Annotated in this window: 15 protein-coding genes and 1 pseudogene; 6 read left to right on the top strand and 10 right to left on the bottom strand. The window is 70.8% G+C overall.

Annotated features, from left to right (window positions below; all coding sequences use genetic code 11):
• The 3 genes from ACIOGX_RS18605 to ACIOGX_RS18615 all read right to left on the bottom strand — a co-directional run bounded on the left by ACIOGX_RS18605 (position 1) and on the right by ACIOGX_RS18615 (position 11,070).
• Positions 1-660, bottom strand: coding sequence for a SurA N-terminal domain-containing protein (locus tag ACIOGX_RS18605; RefSeq protein ID WP_129769351.1), 660 nt, complete (start codon positions 658-660; stop codon positions 1-3).
• Positions 661-823: 163 nt separating this feature from the next.
• Positions 824-1,330, bottom strand: a complete 507-nt coding sequence (locus ACIOGX_RS18610; RefSeq protein ID WP_401766887.1) for a hypothetical protein — start codon at positions 1,328-1,330, stop codon at positions 824-826.
• On the bottom strand, positions 1,327-11,070 hold the full coding sequence (locus ACIOGX_RS18615; protein WP_401914411.1) for a LamG-like jellyroll fold domain-containing protein: 9,744 nt from the start codon (positions 11,068-11,070) through the stop codon (positions 1,327-1,329). The genes ACIOGX_RS18610 and ACIOGX_RS18615 overlap by 4 nt, the downstream gene beginning before the upstream one ends.
• 235 nt (positions 11,071-11,305) lie before the next feature.
• On the opposite strand from ACIOGX_RS18615, the gene ACIOGX_RS18620 reads away from it, so the two are divergent.
• The gene (locus ACIOGX_RS18620) at positions 11,306-13,300 is read left to right on the top strand and encodes a tachylectin-related carbohydrate-binding protein (RefSeq protein WP_356512679.1); all 1,995 of its coding nucleotides are present in this window, start codon (positions 11,306-11,308) and stop codon (positions 13,298-13,300) included.
• Positions 13,301-13,445: 145 nt separating this feature from the next.
• Here the strand turns inward: ACIOGX_RS18620 and ACIOGX_RS18625 are convergent.
• Together ACIOGX_RS18625 and ACIOGX_RS18630 are read right to left on the bottom strand one after the other, a co-directional pair.
• Positions 13,446-13,838, bottom strand: a pseudogene (locus tag ACIOGX_RS18625) (GtrA family protein); the annotation flags it as partial.
• A 143-nt stretch (positions 13,839-13,981) separates the two neighbouring features.
• Positions 13,982-14,134: a hypothetical protein gene (locus ACIOGX_RS18630; RefSeq protein WP_401914415.1), complete on the bottom strand. Its 153-nt coding sequence runs from the start codon at positions 14,132-14,134 to the stop codon at positions 13,982-13,984.
• A gap of 89 nt (positions 14,135-14,223) precedes the next feature.
• Between ACIOGX_RS18630 and ACIOGX_RS18635 the strand changes: the two genes are divergently transcribed.
• Positions 14,224-15,138: a class I SAM-dependent methyltransferase gene (locus ACIOGX_RS18635; RefSeq protein ID WP_356512675.1), complete on the top strand. Its 915-nt coding sequence runs from the start codon at positions 14,224-14,226 to the stop codon at positions 15,136-15,138.
• Positions 15,139-15,348: 210 nt separating this feature from the next.
• On the opposite strand, the gene ACIOGX_RS18640 is transcribed toward ACIOGX_RS18635, so the two are convergent.
• The 3 genes from ACIOGX_RS18640 to ACIOGX_RS18650 form a co-directional block, all read right to left on the bottom strand.
• Positions 15,349-16,239: a serine hydrolase gene (locus tag ACIOGX_RS18640; protein WP_401915087.1), complete on the bottom strand. Its 891-nt coding sequence runs from the start codon at positions 16,237-16,239 to the stop codon at positions 15,349-15,351.
• Positions 16,240-16,510: 271 nt separating this feature from the next.
• Entirely contained in the window at positions 16,511-17,257 is a 747-nt protein-coding gene (locus ACIOGX_RS18645) for an HNH endonuclease family protein (protein WP_401914418.1), read from the bottom strand.
• 121 nt (positions 17,258-17,378) lie between these two features.
• Positions 17,379-17,954, bottom strand: a complete 576-nt coding sequence (locus ACIOGX_RS18650; RefSeq protein WP_356512669.1) for a TetR/AcrR family transcriptional regulator — start codon at positions 17,952-17,954, stop codon at positions 17,379-17,381.
• An 82-nt stretch (positions 17,955-18,036) separates the two neighbouring features.
• Here ACIOGX_RS18650 and ACIOGX_RS18655 point away from each other — a divergent pair, with 82 nt between their 5' ends.
• Positions 18,037-18,786 (top strand): lysostaphin resistance A-like protein, encoded by a 750-nt coding sequence (locus tag ACIOGX_RS18655; protein ID WP_401914422.1) that lies wholly within the window; start codon positions 18,037-18,039, stop codon positions 18,784-18,786.
• 87 nt (positions 18,787-18,873) lie between these two features.
• Here ACIOGX_RS18655 and mfd read toward each other — a convergent pair whose 3' ends face one another.
• Positions 18,874-22,434, bottom strand: a complete 3,561-nt coding sequence (gene mfd / locus ACIOGX_RS18660; protein ID WP_356512665.1) for a transcription-repair coupling factor — start codon at positions 22,432-22,434, stop codon at positions 18,874-18,876.
• A 329-nt stretch (positions 22,435-22,763) separates the two neighbouring features.
• Here mfd and ACIOGX_RS18665 point away from each other — a divergent pair, with 329 nt between their 5' ends.
• Positions 22,764-23,210: a nitroreductase family deazaflavin-dependent oxidoreductase gene (locus ACIOGX_RS18665; protein ID WP_401914425.1), complete on the top strand. Its 447-nt coding sequence runs from the start codon at positions 22,764-22,766 to the stop codon at positions 23,208-23,210.
• A gap of 284 nt (positions 23,211-23,494) precedes the next feature.
• Positions 23,495-24,166 carry a class I SAM-dependent DNA methyltransferase gene (locus ACIOGX_RS18670; RefSeq protein ID WP_401914427.1) on the top strand — a complete coding sequence of 224 codons (672 nt, stop codon included), beginning with the start codon at positions 23,495-23,497 and terminating at the stop codon, positions 24,164-24,166.
• A gap of 32 nt (positions 24,167-24,198) precedes the next feature.
• Here ACIOGX_RS18670 and ACIOGX_RS18675 read toward each other — a convergent pair whose 3' ends face one another.
• Positions 24,199-24,873, bottom strand: a complete 675-nt coding sequence (locus ACIOGX_RS18675; RefSeq protein ID WP_356512651.1) for a TetR/AcrR family transcriptional regulator — start codon at positions 24,871-24,873, stop codon at positions 24,199-24,201.
• Between the two features lie 96 nt (positions 24,874-24,969).
• Here ACIOGX_RS18675 and ACIOGX_RS18680 point away from each other — a divergent pair, with 96 nt between their 5' ends.
• Positions 24,970-25,899 (top strand): zinc-binding dehydrogenase, encoded by a 930-nt coding sequence (locus ACIOGX_RS18680; protein WP_401914430.1) that lies wholly within the window; start codon positions 24,970-24,972, stop codon positions 25,897-25,899.
• Positions 25,900-25,938: the final 39 nt, after the last annotated feature.

Genomic DNA, 25,938 nt, shown 5'->3' on the forward strand with positions numbered 1-25,938 from the left:
TCAGGTACCCGCCGGCGGCTGCTGCTCGGGGGCCTCGCTGGTGAGCTGCGTGATCCACGGCGTCTTGGCCTCGCCCAGCCTGACCTGCTTGTTGTCCCAGCTGCCATACCGCGGATTGACATCGATACCGAGCTGCTCCGACGTCTTCGTCAGCTCGGTGAGGACCGCCTGCTGGCCCTGCGGCGTCGTGGTGTTCGCGCCGAGCGCCACGGCCAGCTTGGTCAGCAGCACCTCGCGGCGGATCGCCGACTCGATCTGGCCGGCGGAGAGCGCGCCCTGCTGGAGCAGCATCGCGGCGAACTGCTCCTCACCGCCGGACTGGGCGGCCGCCTGCTGCCGGGTGGTCTGGATCTCCTTGCGGCTGACCGTGACGCCGGTGTTGTCGGCGGCCTTCTCCAGCACCCGGTCGAAGATCATGCTGTTCAGCTTGGCCTGGCTGAGCTGCCCGGTGTTCTTGATCAGCTCCTCGGACTCCGGCACGCCGCGCTGCGCGTCCCGTACGTCCTGTACCTGGGCCTGGAGCGCGGACACCTCGATCCGCTGCCCGCCGACGACGGCCGCCGCTCCGGGGTGGGCTTCGTTGCCGCAGGCGGTGAGGAGTGGGGCCGCGGCGAGGAGCGCGACGGAGACGGAGAGCGCGGTGCGACGACGGCGGTGCAAAGGGGGCCTCCCGGCGTGATTGTGCGGCGATGCACAAGGCCTTGCAGTGATCGATGGTAGGCAGTGGACGTGGTCTGGGCCACTGGTTCGACCAACGATTCGCGGGCGGATCGGGATGCGTGTGTGCCGGGCGGGCGGGTGGGCCCGGGTCCCGGCACACGGCTCAGTGCCGTGGCAGACGCTTTCCCGCCCTCGCGGCCACCGCCGACCGGAACGCCTCGAACCGGTCCGGATCGGGGTCCACGAACTCCAGAATGTCCAGCGCGGTCTCCGTGTCACCCGAGACGGCCTCGCGGTAGAGAAGCCAGATACCCTCGCGCGCCGCCTCGCAGCACTCCTCCTCCAGCTCAGGCTCGCCGGCCTCGCTCTCGCTGCGATGCGACTCACCGGTCACGAGCTGCCAGAGCGTGGTCAGGAGGTGGCCTCTGACGAACGACGGCAGGTCCTCGGCGAGCGCCGCCAGGATCACGGGCACGGCGTGCGGGGCCACCTGGAACAGCATCGACTGCTCTTCCAGGTGTCCCGCGAGGCCGTGGCCGACCGTCTCCTCGACACTCCGGGCCTCAAGGAGCCGGGTGAAGGTCTCCGGGAGATGCGCTCCCGACTCCCGGCATCCGCAGCGCAGGCCGGCCCAGTCGTGGCGGGCCAGCTCGATGAGCGACGCCCTCATCCGGCTCCGCCGATCATCCAGGGTCCCTTGGGGTCGTAGAGCACCCCGGGGACGAAGTTGTCGGGCGGGTAGTTCCCCTGGCAGACGACACAGATCTCCTTCTCCTGGAGCACCTTCCCCAGTCCGTCGCCGACGTCCTCGCGCCGGACCGCCCGGGTGAAGATCACGTCGTCGGCCCCCCAGCCGGTCGCGTCGAGAATGTTGGGTTCCGCACAGCTTCCGTTCCCCGAGCAGCCTACTGCGATGTCGCCCGTCTGCCGGTGCACGGCGGCTGTGTACGTCCGTGACTTCGCCTTGCCCGTGGCGCCGCGCGCGGCCTCGTCCCGCAGTGCCGTCGCGTCGGAGATCCGCTCGTCCATGTCCCAGTTGCCCTGGGCCCGGTGGACGCTCACCGTGGGCTGGAACTTGCCCTTGAGGCCTCTGGTGCCCTTGCCGGCCGCGCAGTTGTGGACCAGCGCTGTCGAGGGGCCCGCCGCCACATAGAAGGTGTGCGCCCTGTCGACGCTCAGGTTGTGGACCGTCGCCTGCTGCGTCCACGCCTGGACCGTCTCGACCTGGACCCAGCTGCCGGTGCCCGTCCTGAGCCACTGGCCCGGCTTCAGTTCGCCGGCCTTCTGCCACTTCTTCAGGTCCGGGATCCAGAAGGAGTGGCCCTCCGTGGCCGTGATCGTGTCGGTGGCGTCGCCCTTGGCGCCGTCCGTGTCGACCGTGAGCTTGACCAGGTTCTTCAGGCCCTTGCCCTCGATCGTCCCGGTGACCTCCTGCGCGGAGGTCTTCCCGGTCGTCGGGTCCGTCGCCGTGACCTTGTCGCCGGCCTCCACATCCTCGATCGGTTTTCTGGTGCCGTCGGCCATCACCACGTCCGTGCCGGGCAGGAAGCTGTTACCGGTCAGGTCGGCGGCGAGCTGGAGGCACGACACGGCCGAATCCACCCGCTCGGCCACCTCGCCGACCTTGTCCGCCGCCTTCGCGATGTCGTCCGCGTACTTCACGGCCTTCATGCCCATCCGCCCGGCCTTCGCCGCCCGGACCGCGCCCGCGCCCACTCCTCCCAGGGCCAGGCCGCCCACCGTGGCGACGGCCCAGGCGCAGGCCTCCATGTCGCCCTTGGTGACGCAGTTCTTGATGTCGTTGAAGCCGGTGACCTCTCCGACGACATTGCCGACGGTCTTCACGCCCTCCCAGACCGCCGGGGCGATCTCGATCGCGTAGTCGATCGCCGTCGAGACGGACTCGACCACGATGCCGATCTGCTCCACCGCCGCGTCGCGGATGGCGTTCGTGACCTTGGCGACGTCCGCGATGACATCGCGGGTGGCCGAGACGATGATCGCCGGGAGGTTGGGGTTGGCCGTGACGATCGCGGTGGCCACCGCCATCAGGGGTTTCGCCGCGGCGACGATGTCCGGGATCGGGTTGTGCTTGGCCACGTACGAGGCGACCGACTTGGCCTTGCGGGTGACGGCCTCCCGGGCCGCGCGGTACTGGCGTTGGGCCTCCGCCGCTTTCTGTCTGGCCCAGTCGGCCGTCGACGAGGCCGCCGCGCTAATCTTGCTGCCGACCCATCTCGACACACTGACGACGGCGTTGACGACCGTCTTCAGGCCCGACTTCTCGTACACCCAGCTCGCGGCGCGGCCCAGGGCCTTCGTGGCGATCCTCAGCGCGGAGAGCGGATGGCGCACGGTGTAGACCACCCCGCTCCACACCGTCTTGGCGGACTTGGCGACGAACTTGCCCACCTTGCTGTTCTTGACCTTGTTCCAGGTCTTCTTGCACCAGCCGCAGCTGGGCCAGTTGCCGTCCGGGTCCGTGAAGTCCATCGGCGAACCGGCGCCGTACGTATAGCGGTTGGCGAGGATCGAGGCGCCCGACGCGTAGGTGTACGCGTCGCGCGAGTCGAAGGTGCCGGTGCCCGGGTCGTACCAGCGCGCGCCCATGTTGACCTGGTCGGTCTCCGGGTCGGTCCAGTCGCCCTGGAAGCCCGCGGCGCCCGCCTCCCCGGACGCGCCGGCGGTGCCGATCGTCGTGCCGAAGGGGTCGTACGCCGTCGAGGACGCCAGGGACGTCGACGCGCCGTCCGTCGCCGACATGCCACCGATCACATCACCGTGCTTGTCGCTGACGGACAGTTGCGCCTGGCCGCCCTCGGCGACCGAGAGCAGTTCGTCCGCGGCCCCGCGCCCGTAGGTCGCCGAGTTGTCCTTGACCGGGTCGGGGGCGAATCCGGCGTAGGTGAAGTCCGCGCCGTTGCGGTCGGCCACGCGGTTCAGCGCGTCGTACGTGTACGCCGTCCCGGACTCGCCCGCCTTCGTCATGCGGTCGAAGGCGTCGAAGGCGAACTCCTCCGTCAGCCCCGAGCTGGTGCGGGAGGCGAGGGTGCCGCGCGCGGTGTAGTCGTAGGTGTAGTCCCCGTCGGTCAGCAGCCGGTTGCGCTCGTCGAACGTGGCGCTCTTGGCGCCGTTCTTGACGCGGTTGCCGCTGTCGTCCCAGCCGTACTCGGTGGTCGCGCCGTCCGCCGTCCAGGACGTGAGCCGGCCCGCCTGGTCGTAGCCGTAGGTGTTCTTCGCGGCCTTGGCGGTGCCGGTGGTCGTCTTGCCGGTCAGCTGGTCGTTGGAGTCGTAGTCGTAGTCCGTGGACGCGATGGCCCCGCCGCCGCTGCTCTTGACCGTGTCGGTGTCGAGCCGGCCCAGGTTGTCGTAGGTGTACGCCCGCGACTGCCCGGCGCCGTAGTCGACCCGCTCGATCGCGCCGGCGCCGTCGTAGTCGTAGCTCTGCCGCCCACCCGTCAGCGGGTCCTCGGCGGAGGCCAGTTGCTGGCGCGCGTAGGTGAAGGTCGCTGTTCCGGCGGCGTCGGTGCGGTCGGTCAGCATGCCGTCGCCGTTGTACGTGTACGAGGCGTCGCCCGAGGGGCCCTCGGCCTTCAGCAGCAGACCCCGGTCGTTGTACTCGTATCCGTTGTCGCCCTTGGGGGACGACGCCGTGGTGAGCCGGCCGGCCGCGTCGTAGCCGTAGCGCTTCTCCGCCGTGGCGGCCTCGGCGCCCGCGCCGCTCTCCCTGATCAGGTTTCCGGCCTTGTCGTACTCCCGCTCGCGCGTGACCCCGCCCGGCGCGGTCACCTTCACCGCCTGGCCGGTCGCGTCGTACGCCGTGGTCCAGGTGCGGTCGGCGGGCGACGGGTCGCGCGCGGTCGACGGCTCGACGACGGACTCGGGCAGCCCGAGCGTGTTGACGGTGTAGACGGTGCTGTTGCCGCGTCCGTCGGTGTAGCGGGTGCGGTTGCCGAGCGCGTCGTAGCCGAAGGACGTGGTGATCGACGTGGTGTCCGAGACCGGTTCCTTCTGGCTGGTCAGCCGGTCCAGCGCGTCATAGGTGTAGATCGTGCTGCGGCCCCGCGCGTCGGTCGCGCTGGTCAGGTTGCCCGCCTGGTCGTAGCCGTAACCGACCTTGCGCAGCTCGCTGTTGGTGGCGTCCAGGTCGGCGTCGCTGACCAGCTGGCCGAGCCCGTCGTACAGCTTCGACGAGGTCCGTCCCTTGCCGTCCGTGCGGCGCACCTCGCGCCCGGCGATGTCGTACCCGAACTGGGTGACCACGCCCGCCGCGTCCATCATCCGGGTCAGCTGGCCGACCGCGTCGTAGACGAACTGCGTGCCGGTGCCGCTCGGCGCGGTCTGCCGCACCACGTTGCCCGCGTCGTCGTACTCGTTGCGGGTGGTGAAGGAGCCCGGCTGCGGGGCGCGTTCGATCTGGGTGGTGGTGACCGGCCGGTCCATGTCGTCGTACGTCGTCTCGGCGCGCGCCCCGTTCGGGTCGGTGACCGAGAGCACCTCGCCGGTGCGGGTGTACGTGTACGACCAGCGGGCGCGGTCGTCGCCGGAGCCCGAACCGGTCGGCTCGTCCCTGACCATCAGCCGGTTCTGCCGGTCGTACTCGTAGCGCGTCACCCGGCCCAGCGGGTCCGTCGACGCGGTCACATTGCCGAGCGCGTCGTAGGAGTTGGTGACGGTCGGGGTGACGGGGGTGGTGGAGCCGGGCGCCGTGTAGCCGGGCGCGGTGGTGGAGACGATCCGGCCGAGCCGGTCGTAGGTGGAGCGGTTGATCCGGCCGAGCGCGTCCACCGACTCGGTCGCCGCGCCGAACGTGTCGTAGCCGGTGTAGGTGACGGGGCGGGTGGCGACGGGCGCGCCGCCGCCGGACTCCGTGCGTACCTCCGGTGCCTTCGAGGACATCGGCCGGCCCAGCTCGTCGTAGCTGAACTCGGTGGTACGGCCGCCCGGGTCGGTCCGGGAGATCGTCAGCCCGCGCTGGTCGTAGCCGTACTTCGTGGTGCGCGACTGGGCGCCGTTCTCGACGGTCTCCTCGATCGCGTTGCCCGCGTCGTCGTACTGGTAGGTGACGGTCTCGGGGTTGACGCTCACCGGCCACGGCACGTTGGACGCGAGCCCGCCGGAGGCGGAGGTCTTCACATTGCCCGCGAGGTCGTAGGTCAGTGTGGTGCGGCGGGCCACCCCGCTCGGGTCGGTGACCGTCGACTTCGTACGGCCCACCGCGTCGTAGGTGTACTGCGTGACGAGCTTGCCGTTGCCCGCCGTCTCGGTGAGCACATTGCCCGCGCCGTCGTAGGTGTTGGCCTCGATGACGACGTCGCGCTTGGTGCCGTCGGGGTTGTGGAAGTCCTTGAGCGTGACGGACTTGACCAGGTCGTCGCCGAAGTACTCGTAGACGACGGTGCGTCCCATCGAGTCGGTGTTCCTGGCGACCCGGCCGCCCATGTCGTACGCGAACGACTCCAGGACGGTGTAGTCGTCGTCCCCGCCGTCGTCCTCCCAGTCGCGCAGCCGCGTCTCGGCCATCATGTTGCGCGCGGTGTAGAGGTAGTCGAAGTGGTTGCCGTTGGCGTCCACCATCGAGGTCTTGTTGCCGAAGACGTCGTAGGTGTACGAGGTCTCGCTGCCCTCCGCGTCGGTGACCGTCTCGGGGCGGCCCCGGTCGTCGAGAGCGAAGGTCATCACGCGTGTCGCGTCGCCGCCGAGCACGTCGCTGACCTCGGTGCGCACCACATTGCCGTCGGCGTCATAGCTGGTCGTGGTCTTCTGCTGATGCTTGCCGAGGGTGACGGCGTTGGTCGCGGCCGGGTCGGTGACGGTGGCGACCCGGGAGAGCTTGTCGTAGGTGAAGGTCGTGGTGACCCCGGCCGGCTGGGCGTCCGAGACGGTCGTCTCGGTGCGCTTGCGGCCCAGCGCGTCATAGGTGTACTTGGTGATCTGGCCGGACGGTTCGGTCAGCTGGGCCAGGTCACCGCTCTTGAAGTACCGGTAGCGGGTGAGCTTGCCGAGCGGGTCGGTGGTGGTCAGCGGGAGTCCGGTGGGCGTGTTGCCGCCGTCGACCGCCGGTTCCGCGCCGGTGGTGTACGCATGGCGCACGACCCCGCCGTCGGGCGCCGTCTGGAGGAGCAGCGCCCCCTTGTCGTTGTACTGGTACTGCGTGCGGAAGCGGTTGTCGGTGGCGCTGGTGGAGCGGCCGTCACGGGTCTCGGAGGGCTGGTCCGCCCGCAGGTCGAAGTCGCCGGTCGGCGCCGGATAGGTGGTGTACGCGGTCTGGCAGTCGTCCTTGGCCCGGCAGGTCGTACGGCGGACCACATTGCCGCGGTCGTCGTAGCCCAGCGCGACGGTGTCACCGTTCTCGCTGGTGATCGCGGTCTGGAAACCCTTGTCGTCGTAGCCGAACGTGCGGATCGCCACGCCGTCCACGGGGTGCCGGATGAAGTCGGGCTCGCTGCCGCCGTCCCCCGGCGGATTGGTGCAGAAGGCCGGGTCGCCCGGGTCGGGCTTGGTGCAGATCTCGGCCGGCGGCTCCGGCGGCTGCGAGGACGAGGGGGTGGCGGGTTCGCGGGCGCCGAGCGCCATCGGCTCGCCGTAGCGCAGCATCCGCGAGGTCAGGCCGTCGTACTCGTAGAAGTAGGGGGCGTCCATCGGGTCATGGACCTCGACGGTGCGCCGCAGGTCCTTGTCGTTGCCGAAGACCGCGGGCGCGCCGATCTTCCACGTGCCGCCGTTGCGGTCGGTGTACTCCTCGACCCGGTCGCGGGAGGTGTCGTACTGCACCTCGGTGGCGGTACGGCCCGACGGCAGTGTCGTGGACGTGAGCAGATCGGCGGCCCGGCCGCCCTCGCGGTAGTGGCTCGCGACGGCCGCGGCGCCCAGCGGACGGTGGTAGACCGCGACATCGTCGATGGTGCCCGCGAAGGACTTGGCGGCGGCGGTGCCCCAGCCGGGCCAGGACGCCGGGGTGACCGTACGGGCGGCACCGATCTGGTTGTACGTCAGATCGTTCTGGCTGAGCTGGGCGCCGGTGAGGGTGCCGGAGAGCTTGCCGTCCAGATACAGGTTCTGGGTGGAGCCGGAGACGGAGAGCACCGCGTGGTGCCACTTGCCGTCGTTCACGTTCTTGGTGATGTCGGTGATGGGGGCGGCGGTGCCGGTCCAGAACTGGCCGCGCAGTTTGCCGTCCGTACCGACGTAGAGCAGCGGCGCCCCGGTGGTCGGGGCCGTGCCCCAGGCCTTGTTCTGGTAGCCGACGAGCGGACCGCCGAGCCCCGACGCGATGGTCTTGAACCAGACCTCGACCGCCGCGTCACGGCTCTTCTTGAGCGTGCCGGAGGGCAGGTCGACCCGGGAGGTGGTGCCGTTGAAGGTGCCGGCGGTGCCGGGGTCGCCGGTGATCCCGCCGGCCGCGCCCAGCGTCACATCGGTGTAGGTGCCGCGGTCCTTGCCGAGGTTGACCTCGACGGCGCTGTTCGCGGCGGCGCCCTCCGCCTCGCCGAGCCGCCAGTAGGACTCGGGGCGGGAGTCGAGGACGCTGGTGCGGTAGTGGCTGCCCGCGCCGTAGCCGTACCGGGTACAGCCGGCCGCCGGGTCGCACACCGAGTCCAGCCGGTCACCGGTGTAGGTGTAGCTCCAGCTCAGCGCGGCGCCGTCGACGGCGTTGGTGGCCACCTTGGTGACATGCGCGCCGGTCCAGGTGAAGGTCAGGGACCGGCCCGTACGGGCGTTGACCGCCGTCGAGAGCTTCCCGCCGGAGTAGGTGTAGGTGACGGCCGTGGAGAACGGGTCGGTGACCTTCACCAGCAGGCCGGAGGAGCTGAAGTCGTAGACCGTGCCCGACTTGTCCTGGAGCCGGTACGTACTGGTCGCGGCGTCCGTCGTCAGCTTGGCGAACCGGCCGGGCGGCGGGGCGAACGTACCGTCGGCGTTCTTGCCGAAGCGGACGTCCTGGCCGTCCGGGTAGCGGATGACGACATTGCCCGTGCCGTCGTCGTCGGGGGTCAGCCGCATGTCGTACCGCGTCGACCAGCCCGCGCCGAAGGCGGCGTCGCGCCGCGGGTCCAGGCTGTTGTACGTCCGTACGAGCGTCATGTCCGGGCCCACCCCGGCCACGGACGCGTCGATGGCGGCCGTGGTGAAGTTGCCGACGTTCGGGTCGAACTCCTTGCCCTGGGCCTCGGCGAGACGCGAGGTGATCTCGGGCTGCGGGACGGCCGCGACCAGCGCGACCTGCGCGGTCGGCACCTCGTTCGACGCGTCCTTGACGAAGCCGCGCCACAGATACGTCGTGCCCCACTTCAGCCGCCCGGCGGGCACCGGATAGGCGGAGCCCGGCTGGTACGCGGAGGTGGTGCAGGCGGTCGGCTTGCCCTCCTTGTCCGCCTCACAGATCTCGAACTTGTACTGGAGCGCCAGGCCGGGCGGCGCGTCGATGTCGACGCCGGCCGCCCACAGCTGCGGGGTGAGGGTCTGCGCCTGGTAGCCGTTGGGCGGGAACTGCTCCTTGACCACCGGCGCGATGTCGAAGACCTGGAGGACGAGCCGGCCGGGCGGCACCTGCTCGTCGGTGAAGACCTTGCCGCCCGTGCGGACCATCGTGAAGTCGAGCATGTAGGTGCCCGGCGGCAGCGCCTTGATGGTCGCGTCGAAGGTGATGCGCCCGCCGTGGGCCACCGACCCCGAGACATCGGCCGCGCGCTGCTGGGTGACGAGCTTGCCCTTGGAGTCGTACGCCCGGTAGGCGAGGTAGTAGCCGCCCGTGGTCCAGGTCTCCGCGCCCTTGTTGGTGACGGTGACCTTGACCTTGCCCGCCTGGTTCTGGAGGACCGGCGGGTCGGGCACCGGCTTGGGGAAGGAGTAGGACGCGTTGTACGGGGAGTGCGTGACGAACAGCTTCGGCGGGTTGGCGGTGGTGTCGCCGGTGAACTTCTTGAACCCGAGCGGGTCGGACGCCGAAGCGCGCAGCGAGAGACCGTAGTTGGGCTGGGTGCCGTCCACCCAGCGCTGCACCAGATCGCGCCCGCCCTTGCCGAGGTCGAACAGCTCACCGGCGGCGGGGCAGCCGGACTTCGACGAGCCGACGGCTATATGCCCGTACGCGAAGGACTTCGACGCCAGCGAGCCGCCGACCGAGGGGCCGGGGTACGAGCCGCCGTTCGCGGTCGTCCAGGACTGGGTCACCGGATGGACGGAGACGGAACGGGCCTTGCAGGACGGCGCGTCGTAGTTCACGACCTGGAGCTGCGCGCCGAAGATCTTGTGGTTCCTCAGCTCCGTGTCGAGCCCGGGGAAGCCGAGGTAGGAGGCGGTGGAACCGGCCGTGCCCTTGCCGACGTGCAGTTCGTTCGACCCCGCGACCGGTCCGTTCTCCGTGACGTACATGGAGCGGGAGGCGGCGGTGGTGTCGACGGACGGGTCGAGCCGGACGGGGAAGGCGCGGGCCGGATCGGCGAGCCAGTCGCGGTCGGCGCTGATCCGGAGGACCTGGCCGCCGTCCCGCGCGATCAGTTCGTAGCGGACGGCGTGGGAGACGGCGCCGCCCGCGTCCTCCATGAAGCCGGCCGGGATGACGGCTTTCGTACGCCCCCGGTCGTCGGCGAGGACGACGGAGCCCTCGCCGCCGAGTCCCGCGGTGCCGGGCTTCGCGGTAAGGCCGGTGAGCGTGAGCGGGAAGTCGAAGCTGGTGGGGGCGTCGGTGGAGCGCAGGACGAGCGTCTCCTTGACGCCGCCCGCCCGCGAGTCCAGCCACAGATCGGTCCCGGGCAGGACCTCGCGGTAGCTGACACGGCTGTCCGCCGTGCCGCCTTCCTCCGTCTCCCCCGCACTGCCCTTCGCTCCGGCCGCACCGTCCAGCCCGTACGCGAAGGACTCACCGGAGGGGAACGTCACGGCCGCGAGCCGCGCCGCGTCCGCCCGGTCGGCGAGCCGTACGCCCACGGAGCCCGCCGCGCCCTTCCAGCCGCCGTCCGACGCGACCAGCGCGGGATCGACCGGCCGCCAGGCGCCCGCGCCGTCGCGGAAGTGGAGCGGGGTGGTGGAGAGTTCGGTCGTCTCGGTGCCGTCGGCGTTCGCGTACGTACGGCTGTGCGCGTCGCGCTCGGAGACGATCTCCTCGCTGGTCGCGCGGTCGAAGCCGGTGACGGCGGCGGGGGAGGGCGGCGTGGCGACGGACGCGGTGTTGCGCCCCTCGGCCGGCTTCGCCGACGACGCCGCGCGCAGCGGGTACTTGGCGCGCAGCGACTGCCCGGTGGTGCGGTTGGTCCCGTCGACGGCCAGATGGTCCCGGCCCTCGGCGCTGCCCCAGCGCTGCCCCGGGCCCTTCGCTCCGGGCAGCGGCTCGGGGAACAGCGGGAACCCCACACCGGCCACCGCCAGGGTGCCGACGGCGACGAAGCCGATCGCGGCGAGCGCGATCAACTTGACCCATCCAGTGCGGCACAGACGGGCCATCAGAAATGTCCGTACATGCCTTCGGTATGCCGGCACGGTCCCCCCACCGATCCGAAACGAAACGATCAACCAGATCATGAGGAGGATGTGATGGACATGTCGAGACCCGCACGCAGGGTTCACCTGCTGGCCGCTTTCGCCGACACGTTGTTCACCCAACCGCTACCGCACCGTTCACCCAGAGACGCTTAGCGTCCAGCGCATGACTCTCAATTCGCCCCGAAGAACCGGGCGTTGGACGGCACTCGCCACGGCCGCGGTGGCCGCCCTGCCCCTGCTGGGGGCCCTTCCCGGCACCGCGCACGCGGCCGTGCCGCTCACCTGCAACACCAGTGGACCGACGTACGCGATCGACACGGCCGGCAAGCTGCTGCGCCAGGACATGCCGGGGCCGGGCGTCGGCAACGCCCTGCCCGCCGCCACCACCATCGACACGGGGTGGTCCGGCTACGGCAGGATGCTGGCCGGGCCCGCCGGGGCGTTCTACGGCATCAAGGCGGACGGGCTGTACTACAGCCACCGCATCAGCACGACGGCCACCTGGGACGTGCACCACAAGAAGATCAGCACCGGCTTCGCCGAGTTCCGCACGGGCACCAGGACCGACGACATCACCATGGACCGCGGCGGGAACCTCTGGACGTTCCAGCCCTCCAGCGGCGGGCTGCGCTGGTGGCGCTACGACGCGGCGGCCGACGACTTCGTGGACGAAGGCGGCAAGATCGTCGACATGGGGTGGGACCGTTACGACGCGATCTACGCCGGTGACAGGGGCGTGCTGTTCGGCCGCGCCGCCTCCGACGGCAAGCTCTACCGGTCGCGTTACGACTACACCAGCCAGCGCTGGCTGGAGCGCCATGTCCTGGTGTCCGCCGCGGACTGGAGCGACACCAAGTTCATGAGCTCGTACGGCGGGGACACGCTGCTCCGGGTCAAGGGCAACGGCGAGGTCCGCTACTACCGCTACGACGAGACGCTGGGCAACTTCCCCGTCTACAACAAGCTGGTGGAGAGCAGCGGTTGGGCGGCGTACACCTCGGTGTCCACGACCCCCGACTCCTGCCGCCTCGACTCCAACCACACGCCGCCGGCACCGGCCCTGACGCTGGAGCCGTACAGCCGCGGCTCCGCGATGCGCTCGTCGTCGGGCGCGCTGGAGTACGCGTACACCGACAACATCGGCCGGCTGATGCACGGCAGGCAGTCCGACCCGTCGGACTTCAACGGCGTCAAGTGGGCGCCGGTGCTGGAGACGGAGACCCTCACCGGGCAGCCGTCCCTCGCCGAGCACGCCGACGGCCGGGTCGTGGTGACGGCGCAGAACACCGCGGGCACCGTCTGGCAGCGCAACCAGGCCGCCGTGTCGTCCGCGGACTGGGGCAACGTGATCAACCTCGGCGGGGCGATGGCGCAGGGCGCCGTCACCGGGAAGACCCCGTCCGGGCTGCTCGTCCAGTTCTCGTCGGACGCGGACGGCAAGCCCTGGTACCGCATCCAACAGCGCGCCGACGTGGACTTCATGGGCTGGATGCCGCTCGGCGGCAGCGGCTTCGCGGGACCGTTCACCGCGGTCACCGTCCGCGACGGGATCCAGCTCTTCGGGCGGAACGCCTCGGGCGTGCTGAGCACGGCGCTGTTCAAGGAGGCCGGCACGCTGTCCGCGTGGACCGCGCTCGGCGCGCAGGGCGTGACCGGCACCCCGGCGGTCGTCGTCTACCCGGGCTTCCGCCTGCGGGTCTTCGCCACCGACGGCAACGGAACGGTCGTCACGGCCTCCCAGTCCGCCGAGGGCGGCGCCTACGGGGCGTGGTCCGCGATCGACGGGGTCACCGCGAAGGGCTCGCCCACCGCCGTGATCAGCCCGGTCAGCGGGGTCACCGAGGTGCTGGTGCTCGGCACGGACGGCACGATCCACAACACCGGTGAGACGCTTCCGGGCACCGGGGTCTGGCGGCCCTGGCAGCAGCCGAGCACCGAGGAGGCGGCCACCGAGCCGACCGCGTTCGAGTACTCCAACGCGTCGGGACGGACCTGGGCCTACATGTTCCGTACGCCGGCCAGCCAGACCCGGGTGTACACCCTGGACCTGGGCTTCTCGCGCATGGCGCGGAGTGCCGCTCCGGACGCGGCCGGCTCCCCGGCCGACGCGCCGGTCTTCACCGGCCGGAGCCTGCCGGCCCCGCCACCGGCGAAGTGACGGCGGGGGCGTCGGCCGCGGTCACGTGGCCGGCGCCCTCCGCGGGGCCGGTGCTCTGGACGTCGCTTCCCTTTTCAGGGGCGTTGCCCTCGGCGGGGCCGGTGCCCTTGACGGGGCCGGTGCCCTGGACGGGATCGCCGCCCTTCACGGGATCGCCGCCCTTGACGGGATCAGGGCGGAGCATGATCGCGCGGGAGACGACGAACGTGATCGGGATGGCCCCGGCCGCCGCGATCAGCGGCGCGTACCGGCTGCCGAAGTGCAGGACGTCCACCAGCACATAGACCCCGACGGTGGTGATCACGAAGTTCGCCGCGTTGGTGAGCGGGAAGAGCAGGAACTTCCGCCAGGTGGGCCGGGTCCGGTAGGTGAACCAGCTGTTCAGGAAGAACGAGCCGATCATGCTCAGCACGGACGCGACGACATGCGCGGCGACATACGGCAGCCGGGTCAGCAGCAGCAGGTAGAAGGCGTAGTACGTGCCCGTGTTCGCCGCTCCCACCAGCGCGAATCTGACCATCTGGATCCGGACCGTCATGTGCGTGCGCGCTCCCCCTGGTTACGGCTCCGGCGGAGGCCGCTTCACTCCAGGAGAACAGAATCCGGCGGGAATGTCGCGGAAGGACATCCCATACGGCCGGCGGGCAACCGTCCGGTGAACGGAGCGAATTGGTGGCCGATTTACCGTTTCGTACCGGCATATCCGGTCTTTGTCGCGTCGCCGGAACCCCGCCGCGGCGGGACCACGGCGTCCGGCACCGGGGCCGCCACGACCGTGCTGGTCACCGCGCTGGTCACCGTCGCTTTCGTCACCGCCGCGCGCCATCGCGCCATGCGCGCGTCGCTCCCGCGACACCAACACTTCACCGACTGAGCACTGAGGCGTGGCCCGCCATGCCCTTGCCGGAGCGTAGTTTCCGCGCATGTCTTCTCTTTTGAGCAACAAGCTGGCGAAGCGGATCCTGCGCCCGGCCGCCGGTATGGTCGACCGGCGCATCAAGCACTCGCCCCTGCGCAAGGATCTTGATGCCCTCAAGCGCGAGGTCGCGGACCTGCGCGCTCAGCAGTACGCGTTCGGCCTGCTGTTCGACCGGACGGGACGCAGCGGCCACCGCGTGCCCACGCCCGCCCAGATCGACACCCTCGTACGGCAGATAGCCGAGGTGACGGGAGAGGACGGCGGCTACGCCCGGCGCAACGTGACCGTCGCGTACCGCAATGTGATCGCGCTGGAGGCGCTGGCCGTGGGCCGGCTGGCCGGCTCCACCTCCAACGTGTGCGGCAAGCTCGCCACCGTCCCGCTGCTCGCCCCGCCGAACGGCGACGTCCTGGAGATCGGCACGCTGTACGGCCTGTTCTCGGCCACGATGACGCGCATGCTGCACCGGGCGGGTACGGAGGCGCGGCTGACGATCGTCGACCCGCTGGTGGGCAGCCAGCTCCAGCCCGGTGCGAAGCAGTCCGCCGAGCCGACGGGTACGCCGGTGCGGCTGGACGTCGTACGCGCCAACCTCGCGCTGGGCGGCCGGGCCGGCGAGGAGGCCCGCATACAGCAGGGCTTCTCCGGGGACCCCGAGGTGCGGGCCGCGGTCTCCGACCGTGAGTACGGCGTGATCGTGGTGGACGGCGACCACTCCGCGGAAGGCGTGCGGGCCGACCTGGAGTGGGTCGAGGAGATCGTGGCGCCGGGCGGGATCGTCGTTCTCGACGACTACGGCGACGGCCACTGGCCGGGCGTCCAGGAGGCCACGGACACGCACCTGGCGAGCGGCTCGTCGCGGCTGGAGATGCTGGGACGCGTCTCGACGTCGGCATTCCTGCGGGCGCGACCGGCCTAGGGCCTGTCGTCACGGCACGCGGCGAGCGGGCGTGCCGGGCGCCGCGAACCGGGCGGGACTCCACGGACACGGCCCGGAGCCTCTCGTCCGGATCCCGCCGGGCTCGCGTGCCCCGGCGGCACACCCGGCCCCACGACCCCACGGGATCACCCGCGGCCGTCCGCGCCCACCCGGTTCCGCAGCCCGGCCGAAGCCGGGCGGCGGGGTGGGTCACCGGTTGCCGTCGGGCACCAGCGAACCGTCGGAGGTGGTGGGCAGGGCCTGGCGGCGCTGCTCCTGGAACGTGGCGAACGTGGTCCCGTTGAGGTCCGCGTGGACCTTCCCGGCGATGTTCTCGATCACCGCGACGCTGGCGGGCATGTCCGTGTTGTCGGCGGTCAGGACGGCGAGACCGTAGTCATGCCCCTGCCCGGTGAACGCGCCGACGCTGTGCACACGCCAGCCGCCGCTGCTGCGCTGCAACCAGCCGTTCTTGACGTGTACCGTCGCTCCGCCCGGCGCGCCCGTGGGGACGCCCCAGCGCTGGGAGGGGATCACCTGGTTCATCAGGTCCAGCGCGTAGGCACGGCGGTCGTCGTCGAGCACGGGGTTCGCCGAGGTGAGCAGCTCCATCAGCTTGAGCTGGTCGGCGGCGTTGATCTGCGTCAGCCCCCAGAAGCCGTCCGGATCGGGAGTCGTCCCCTCCATGCCCGCGAGGCGCAGGAAGTCCGAGATACGGGCGAGACCGAGCTGCTTCCACAGCGTGGTCGTCGCGTCGTTGTCGGACGCCGTGATCATTTTGCCGGCGAGCGTGCGCTCGTCCGGGGTCAGGTCCCGGTTCTCGTCCTGGGCCAGGCGCAGGAGCGTGCCCAGGACGATGACCTTGACGACGCTCGCCGAGTCGTACCGCTGGTCCGCGTTGAACGCGCACGTGGTGCCCGTGGTGCGGTCGTACAGAGCGACGGAGACCCGTCCCTTGAGGGTGGCGTCCTCCACCACGGCCTGGATGTCCTCGCTGAGCCGGCTCGCGAGGCCGGCCTTGTCGGACGTGCAGGAGACCTCGGACCGGGCCTCCTCCGTACCGGCGGCGGGTGCCGCGCTCGCCGGGAAGGCCGTGGCCATGACCGCGGCGACGGTACCGGCGAGGACGGACACTGTCGCGGTGCGCCGCAGGCGACGGGGGAGGGTGGATATGTGGGAAGACAAGCGTGTTCCTTACGGGGTGTGCGGCGGGGAGTGGGGCCGACAGCGCCGACGTGTCGTCGTGCGGCTCGTCAACTCCCCGCCTCCGGAAGATGTTTCTTCCTGTTTCTCGTGTCACAAGAACTGATGATCGACACGGCCGGGTGGTTCCCCGCGCGGGCCGACCGGTCCCGTTCCGTGGTGGCGGGGCTCAGCCGCCGCACTGCTGGAGCATGGCCCGCTTGTCCGCCGTGGTCACCGGCATCTCGTACTTGAGCGCGACCTGACCGAACCGGACCGCGTACGCGCACCGCACCGCCTTGTCCGGCGGAAGCCAGGACGCCGGACCTGAGTCGCGCTTGGCCGAGTTGGCGCGGCCCTCCACCGGCAGCAGATTCAGCACGTCGTTCGCCAGCTGCCTGCGCTTCTTCTCGGACCAGCGGGAGGCGCCGAGCTGCCAGCTGTAGGACAGCGGGACCACATGGTCTATCTGCACCTCGCTCGCCCGCTCTTTGCGCCACTCGACGGTCTTGCCGGTGTAGGGGTCGTGCAGCGTCATGGACGCGACCACGCAGTCGGAACCCGAACGGAAGCGCAGCTCCCGGCCGTCGCGCTGGAGGAGGTCGTTCCGGGTGTCGCAGCCGTTGCGCGCCAGCGGCACCCCGTCCGCCGTGTCCATCCAGGCGTAGCCGAACTCGTCCCGCTCATAACCGGTCTTGGGCCCCCGCCCGGAGGTGCGCACCCGCTCGATCAGCTCGCGCGCGGTCTTCCGGTCGGCCTCGGAACCGATCGCCGCGAGCCCCGGCTTCGTCCCGTCGGGATTCCCGAGCGGCCCGACGCCGTACCCGCCATCAGCGCTGCCGCCACCCCCGCTCGACGCCGACGCCGACGCCGATGACGACGCGTCGGGATCCGTGCCCAGCTCCCCCGAACACCCCGTCAGCACCACCACGGACACAACGGGGAGGACAAGAGCCCTTCCCCCACGACACGTTCGCGCTATGCGTTCCCCAAGACTGTTCACCGCCGAACTCTACGGCGCCACTTCGAAAACAGGTCCTGGTACTGAACCCCTGAAGCTAGGAGATCACGCGCTCGGCGAACCATCGCAGGGTGTCCCTCGCCGCCTCGATGTCGAGACGCTCGGGGGCGAGCAGGAGGTTCAGATGGAGCCCGTCGATCAGCGCGAGAGCGCGGGCGGCGTGCGTGCCGACCTCGTCGGGCACCACGTGTCCCTGGTCGGCGAGCGTGCCGAGCCACCGCTGGAGCACCTGCGCGGACGAGTGGTGCCCGCTCTCCAGCAGTTCGCGTACCGCCGGGAGGGGCTCCGGGCCCAGGGCGAGCCGGTACAGCTCGAACCAGCCGCCCAGTACCGCCTCCTGATGCTCCGACGGAGGAAGGAACTGCTGGAGGCAGTCGTACAGCCGCTGGACCGGCTCGCGTGTGTCGTCCGCGATGGCCAGGTCGTCGAGAGACCCGCTGACGACCGCGCCCGCGACGGCCTGGTGCAGCTCGGCCTGGGACGGGAAGTAGTGGCGCAGCGTCGTCGGCCCGATGCCCGCCGCGTTCGCGACGGCCCGCACGCTCAGGGCGCCGATGCCCTCGGCCCTCGCCAGGTGCAGGGCCGCTTCGATGATCTCTTCCCGTCTGGACATACGGGCATGGTAGTACACCGTGCCAGGTACGCTGTACCGGTACAGTATGCTGGTACAGCGTACTAACCCGTGGAGAGACATCGTGACCGAGAATCGCCTGACCCCCGCCCCCGAGGCCGCACTTGAGGCCGCACTCCCCGACGCACCACCGGCACGCACCGTGAAGCGGCCCGGATGGCCCGAGACCGCCGTCGCGGCGGTGACGTACGCGGCGCTCGTCGCCGCGGGTGTCGCCGTGATCGTCTCCCTATCCGACGAGCAGGCCGTCGCCCGCGGGATCGTGAGCTACGCGGTGTCCGCGCTGGCCGGCCTCGGCGCGTTCGGGATCGCCTTCCTCCTCCGCGTCCGGGACCCGGCGGCGTTCGGACTACGACGCGTGGCCGGGAAGTGGCTCCTGCTCGGGGCCGGACTCGGAGCCGGCGCATTCCTGCTGAACATCGTGGTGGCGATCGCCTACGTGCAGATCTCCGGCGACACCAGCAACCCGCAGGGTGATTACCGTGCCGCCGCGAGCGGAGGAGCGCTCCCGTTCGCCCTCACGATCCTCTTCGGCGCGATCGCCACCCCGATCGGGGAAGAGCTCGCCTTCCGCGGAGTACTGGCCAACGCACTCGGGCGCTACGGCCCCTGGGTCGGCGTCATCGGCAGCTCCGCGGTCTTCGCCCTCGCGCACGGCATGAACATCATCCTGCCCATCGCCTTCGTGGTCGGCGCCACCTCCGCGCTCCTGCTCCGCAGGACCGGATCGGTATGGCCCGGCGTCTGCGTCCACGCCGTCAACAACGGCATGAGCGTGCTCGCACCCGCGCTCCTGACGCTCTCCGCCGCCTGAACGATCGATCCGGCCGCCGCCCGCCGCCCGTCCTCCGTCAGCCCCCTCCCCCGTCAGCGCGCCCGCCGCCCGCCGCCCCGGCCGGACCTAAGAGCCCAGGATCGTCGTCAGGAACTCGCCCGTCCACGCCAGCAGTTCGCGGCCCACCACCGGCTTGCCGCCGATCTTCCCGCTCGTGGGGCGCGGTACCAGGATCTGGTGCGCCGGTGCCTTGATGACCGTACGGGGATAGAGCCGCTTCAGGCGCAGCTCCTGCGACTCCCGCAACTCCACCGGCGCGAACCGGATGTTCGCGCCCTGGAGCACGATCTCGCCGACCCCGCACGCCCGCGCGAGCATCCGCAGCCCCGCCACCAGCAGCAGGTTCTCCACCGGCTCCGGGAGCTTGCCGTAGCGGTCGGTGAGCTCCTCGCGGACCGCCGCGATGTCCTCCTCCGTATTGGCGGAGGCGATCGACCGGTACGCCTGGAGCCGCAGCCGCTCGCCCGGCGCGTACTCGTGCGGGACATGCGCGTCGACCGGCAGCTCGATCTTGACCTCCAGCGGCGGCGCCTCCTCCACCCCGCCCTCGATGGACGCGCGGTAGTCGGCGACCGCCTCGCCCACCATCCGTACGTACAGATCGAAGCCGACACCCGCGATATGCCCGGACTGCTCGCCGCCGAGCAGATTGCCCGCGCCGCGGATCTCCAGGTCCTTCATCGCCACATACATGCCCGCGCCCATCTCCGTGTGCTGGGCGATCGTCGCGAGGCGCTCATGGGCGGTCTCGGTCAGCGGCTTCTCCGGCGGGTACAGGAAGTACGCGTAGCCGCGGTCCCGGCCACGCCCCACCCGGCCCCGCAGCTGGTGCAGCTGCGAGAGGCCGAAGTTGTCGCCGCGCTCCACGATCAGGGTGTTGGCGTTGGAGATGTCGATCCCGGACTCGACGATCGTCGTGGAGACCAGCACATCGAATCTCTTCTCCCAGAAGTCGACCACGACCTGCTCCAGCGCGCTCTCGCCCATCTGGCCGTGCGCCGTCGCGATCCGCGCCTCGGGGACGATCTCGCGCAGCCGCGCCGCCGCCCGGTCGATCGACTCCACGCGGTTGTGGATGTAGAAGACCTGGCCCTCGCGCAGCAGTTCGCGCCGGACGGCCGCGCCGATCTGCTTCTGCTCGTACGGGCCGACGAAGGTCAGCACCGGATGGCGCTCCTCCGGCGGCGTGGTGATCGTCGACATCTCACGGATGCCGGTCACGGCCATTTCGAGCGTACGGGGGATGGGCGTCGCGGACATGGTGAGGACGTCGACGTTGGCGCGCAGCTTCTTCAGCTGCTCCTTGTGCTCCACACCGAACCGCTGCTCCTCGTCCACGATGACCAGCCCCAGATCCTTGAACCTGGTCTCGGACGAGAAGAGCCGGTGCGTGCCGATGACGATGTCGACCGCGCCCTCGCGCAGGCCCTGGAGCGTCGCCTTCGCCTCCGCGTCCGACTGGAAGCGGGAGAGCGCCTTCACGGCGACCGGGAACTGCGCGTACCGCTCGGAGAACGTGCCGAAGTGCTGCTGCACCAGCAGCGTCGTCGGGACGAGGACCGCGACCTGCTTGCCGTCCTGGACCGCCTTGAAGGCCGCCCGTACAGCGATCTCCGTCTTGCCGTAGCCGACATCGCCGCAGATCAGCCGGTCCATCGGGACCGTCTTCTCCATGTCCTCCTTGACCTCGGCGATGGTGGAGAGCTGGTCGGGCGTCTCCACGTACGGGAAGGCGTCCTCCAGCTCCCGCTGCCAGGGGGTGTCGGGTCCGAAGGCATGGCCGGGGGCCGCCATCCGCGCCGAGTAGAGCTTGATCAGGTCGGCGGCGATCTCCTTGACCGCCTTCTTGGCGCGCGCCTTGGTCTTCGTCCAGTCCGCGCCGCCGAGGCGGTGCAGCGTCGGGGCCTCGCCGCCGACGTACTTGGTGACCTGCTCCAGCTGGTCGGTGGGGATGTAGAGGCGGTCGCCGGGCTGACCGCGTTTGGCCGGGGCGTACTCGACGAGCAGATACTCCCGGGTCGCGCCCTGCACCGTGCGCTGCACCATCTCGACGTACCGGCCGACGCCGTGCTGTTCGTGGACGATGTAGTCGCCCGTCTCCAGCGTGAGCGGATCGATGGTCTTGCGGCGCTTGGCCGGCATCCGCGCGCCGTCCTTGCCCGCCGCCTTCTGGCCGGAGAGGTCGGTCTCGGTGAGCACGGCGAGCTTCAGGTCCGGGTCGATGAAGCCGTAGTCGATCGAGCCGCAGGCGACATGGACGAGGGACGGGGTGATCTCCTCGAGACCCCGGGCGGTGCGGGCGCCGGGGGTGTCGAGCCGGGCCGGGATGCCCTCGCCGCCGAGGACCTCGACCGTACGGGCCGCCGTGCCGTGCCCCTCCGTGACGAAGACCGTGCGCCAGCCGTCCGCCAGCCAGCCCTTGGTGTCGGCGAGCGCGCGTGCGGTGTCGCCGCGGTACGTCTCCGGGGCGCGCATCCCCAGCGTGATGGCCTCGCCCGAGGCGTCCTCCAGCTCCTCGTCCACGGCGAACGGGGAGACCGACCACCACATCATGCCCAGCTCACGGGCGTGCTCCCGGATGTCCGCGATGCCCCACAGCGAGGCCGCGCCGACATCGATCGGGGCCTCGCCGCCGTCGGCGCTCGCCGCCCACGAGGCCTGGAGGAACTCCTGGCTCGTCGCCACCAGGTCCGCGGCCCGGGTCCGTACCCGCTCCGGGTCGCAGACCAGCGCCATCGAACCGGCGGGCAGGACGTCCAGCAGCAGTTCCATGTCGTCGACGAGGACCGGGGCCAGGGACTCCATGCCCTCGACCGCGATCCCCTCCGCGATCTTGCCGAGCAGCTCGCCCAGCTCCGGGTGCAGCTCGGCGAGCGCGGCGGCCCGCTCCCGTACCCGCGGGGTGAGCAGCAGCTCCCGGCAGGGCGGCGCCCACAGTCCGTGTTCGGCGACCTCCAGGGAGCGCTGGTCGGCCACCTTGAAGTAACGGATCTCCTCGACGTCGTCCCCCCAGAACTCCACCCGCAGGGGGTGCTCCTCGGTGGGCGGGAAGACGTCCAGGATGCCGCCGCGCACGGCGAACTCGCCCCGCTTCTCGACCAGCTCGACCCGGGCGTACGCGGCGGCGGCCAGCGCCTCCGTGATCGCGTTCAGATCGGCGCTCTGGCCGCTGCGCAGCGCGACCGGCTCCAGGTCGCCGAGCCCCTTGACCTGCGGCTGGAGCACGGAGCGTACGGGCGAGACCACGACGCTGACCGGGCCGGCCGTGGGGTCGTCCTTCGCCGGATGCGCGAGCCGGCGCAGCACGGCGAGCCTGCGGCCCACGGTGTCGGAACGCGGCGAGAGCCGCTCGTGCGGCAGGGTCTCCCACGACGGGTACTCGACGACGGTGTCCGGGTCCAGCAGCGAGCGCAGGGCCGCCGCCAGGTCCTCGGCCTCCCGCCCCGTCGCGGTCACGGCCAGCACCGGCCGCCCGGCCTCGCGCGCCAGCGCGGCCACCGCGAAGGGCCGCGCCGCGGCCGGTCCGACGAGGTCGAGATACGGGCGGTGACCATCGGTGGCGGCCTTCACCGCTTCGGCGAGCGCCGGGTCACGTACGACGGCGTCCAGCAGACCGTGCAGGCTCATGAAGGGGGCTTCCATCCAGGTCCGAGATCGAGCGGGGGCTGACAGATCGAGCGGGTCGATCGAGTGGGGCTGAGAGATCGAGTGGGGCTGGGAGTGCGGGCAACGCAAGGGACCCGACACGTCTCACGGGCCGGGGGTTCTCCAGCGTACGACGCCGGTGTGACACCCGGGACCGGAAGCCGGCCGGAGCGGGTCCGGTGACGGGAAGTGACAGGAAGTGACGGAAACCAGGAATGATCGAACCCGATCGGTCATTGAAGGAAGCACGGGACGCGGGCCGCGACCGGCGCGACGTCCGATGCCGGATTCCGATGATGGGATGGATCAGCATGCCTCTTGAGGGTGAGTACGAGCCCAGCTCGATGCAGATGGCACGCGAGCAGGTCGAGGTGTACGAGAGCTCGGGCGGTACGGAGGGGACGACGCTGAACGGCATGCCCGTCATCGTCCTCACCACGCGGGGATCGAAGAGCGGCAAGATCCGCAAGAGCCCGCTGATGCGGGTGGAGCACGAGGGCGTCTACGCGGCGGTCGCCTCACTGGGCGGCGCCCCCAAGCACCCGGTCTGGTACCACAACATCAAGGCCGACCCCCGGGTGGAACTCCAGGACGGCCCCGAGCGCCAGGACATGATCGCCCGCGAGGTCACCGGCGAGGAGAAGACCGCGTGGTGGAACCGCGCGGTCGAGGCGTTCCCGCCGTACGCCGAGTACCAGACGAAGACGGACCGCGAGATCCCCGTCCTCCTCCTGGAGCCGTCCCCGACCCCGCACTGACGAACTGCCTTCCTGTGCCCCGGCCCCCGGGGCACAGGAAGGTATCAATCTCACGGCCGTGGCTCATATCCGTCCAGTCCTCCCCCACACAGGACTGGACACCGACAGAGCACTATTGCGCAAGAGCGCGCAACCGACCCCTTCACGCTGCGCGAGGAGTACAACAAGGGGCGATACAAGAACCGTGCTCCCCTCATCGAACGGCGCCGCGCCGGCACCGTGACGCGGAGCGCCGAAGTGTGGCGCAAGGGCGGTTCGAGGCCGACGAGGAACCAGGAAACGCGTTGCCCGCACACCACAACATCGACCACGAGCGGGAACTCTGGGACGCCTACGCCCGGAGCACCAAGGACAGCCTGCTCGACGCCGACCCCGTCTTCGGCTGGACGCAGTACGCCGGTCACGGGCCGGGGCCTGAGCTGCTGGGCTCCCCCGGGACAGCTCTGGAGATCGGGTGCGGCACGGGCAGGGCCTTGGCCTGGCTCGCTCAGCAAGGCGTCAGGACGACCGGCGTCGACCTCTCCCCGGTCATGGTCGAGCAGATCACCGAGCGCTGGGGGCCGGGGGGTTCCCGGTTCGTCTGTGCTGAGGTGACGGAACATCTGCGAAGCGATACGGAGACGTACGACGCCGTCTATTCCATCTTCGGGGCCGTCTGGTTCACGGACCCGGAGGAGTTGCTTCCGCTGATCGCCCGGCGGCTCAACCCCGGTGGGGTCCTGGTCTTCTCCCACCCTCCGGCCATCCCCGGCACGTCCGGTGCGCAGGGCATGTACAAGGGGGGCTTCGCGGGCAAGGCGATGTACACCTACCGCTACAGCCACACACCCGCCGCGTGGAAAGCGCGACTGCTCACCGCCGGGTTCGCGGAAGTGGACGCACAGGTACTCGACGCGCCGGCTCCCGGCCACATCGGGACCCTGATCGTCCGTGCCGCCGTCGCTCGGCTCCCGTAGGCGGAGAGGTGCCGCTTACCAGGAATCCCGGATCAGGAACGTTGTGTCCGGGGTCGCGCGGCGATCGGCAGGGTGAGGCTCCCCGGGAGGGCTGAGCAGGCGGCGCGCAGGTGGGCGGCCGGGGCGTCGCGGGTGGGGGTGTCCGGCTGGGCTGTCCATGTGTCGAGTGCGCAGTGCCAGGCGGCGAGGAGCATGTCGACGGCGAGGCGCGGGCGCGGGTCGTCCGCGGTGTCGAGGCCGAGCCGCCGGTGGAGGGTGTCGAGTGCGGTGCGGGTGGTGTCGCGGCAGAAGCGCAGGCCGTGAGCCTCTATGGACGGAGTCTGCTCGGCCAGCCGACGGTTGAGCAGGACTCGATGGGCCCACTGGTCCGTGTGCACGCGGTCCAGGGCGGCGAGCAGGGACTCTCGCAGGAGTTCCAGGAGCGGGCCACCGTCGGGCTCGCGGTTTTCCACGTCGTCCAGAAAGGCCCGCCACAGGTCGTGCAGCGGTGTCATGGCCACGTCTTCCTTGCTGGTGAAGTGCCGGAAGAACGTGCGCTTGGAGGTGTCCACCGCATCGCAGAGCTCATCGAGGGTCACGCCCTGGAAGCCTCGCTCGGTGAACAGCTCCAGGGCGGCGTCGACCAGGGCTTCCCGGGTGCGCTGCTTCTTGCGTTCACGCAACGGCAGTCGGCCTCCGGGGTCGGATGACGGATGCGGATTCCCCATGACCGAAAGCGTACCCGAGAGGTGAATGCCACTTGCGGGCTTATGCCACTCAGTGGCATAACTGTGTTCTCTCCGCCTCGTGAAGGGTGCACCGCCATGCGTGCTCTGCTCGTCGACCGTTCCGCCCCCGCCGGCCTCCGCCTCGCCCAGGCCCCCGAGCCCCAACCCGCCCCGCATCAGGCTCTGGTGCGGGTGGAGGCGACCTCCCTCAACTACGGCGAGGTGCGGATCGGTCTCCAAGAGGGCGCCGACGGCGCCATCCTCGGATGGGACGCGGCAGGGGTGGTCGAGCGCGCGGCAGCCGACGGTTCCGGTCCGGCCGTCGGCACCCGCGTAGTGACCCTCGGCCCCGCCGGAGGGTGGGCCGAACTCCGGGCCGTGGATACCGACTTGACCGGGGTGGTGCCGCCCGGCGCCGATCTCGGAGCCATCAGCACGATCCCTGTCGCCGGTACCACCGCGCTCCGCGCCCTGCACCGCCTCGGCCCCCTCCTGGGGAGGCGCGTTCTGGTCACCGGCGCCACCGGCGGCACGGGCCGCTACGCGGTCCAGCTCGCCCGGCGCGGCGGGGCCCATGTCATCGCCTCCACCGGGGCCCCGGAACGGCACGGCGACGGCCTGCGCGACCTGGGCGCCCACGACGTCGTCGCCGAACCGCTCCAGGTCACGGAACCTGTGGACGGGGTCGTGGATCTCGTGGGCGGGCGGCAACTCGTCGACGCCTACGGCAGGCTGGCCGAAGGAGGCACGCTGGTCGCGGTCGGGCACTCCGCCCACGAGGACGAAACCTTCCCCTACGGCGCCCTCTACGGTGACCAAGGACGGCACGACCGCACCCTGACCACGTTCTTCCTGCCCGCCTGTGCCGGGCTCACCCGCGACCTGACGTGGCTCGCCCACCAGGTCGCCACCGGCGAACTCACGCCCCACATCTCCTGGCGCGGCACCTGGGACGAGGCCGCTGACGCCGTCGACGCCCTGCTCGGCCGCCGGCTCCACGGCAAGGCCGTCCTGGACATCGCCTGACACCGCCGCCGTACCCCCGGCCCGTGCCCGCAACCCGTA

The sequence above is a fragment of the Streptomyces sp. NPDC088147 genome (genome assembly GCF_044741565.1).
In the GTDB taxonomy this organism is placed as follows: domain Bacteria; phylum Actinomycetota; class Actinomycetes; order Streptomycetales; family Streptomycetaceae; genus Streptomyces.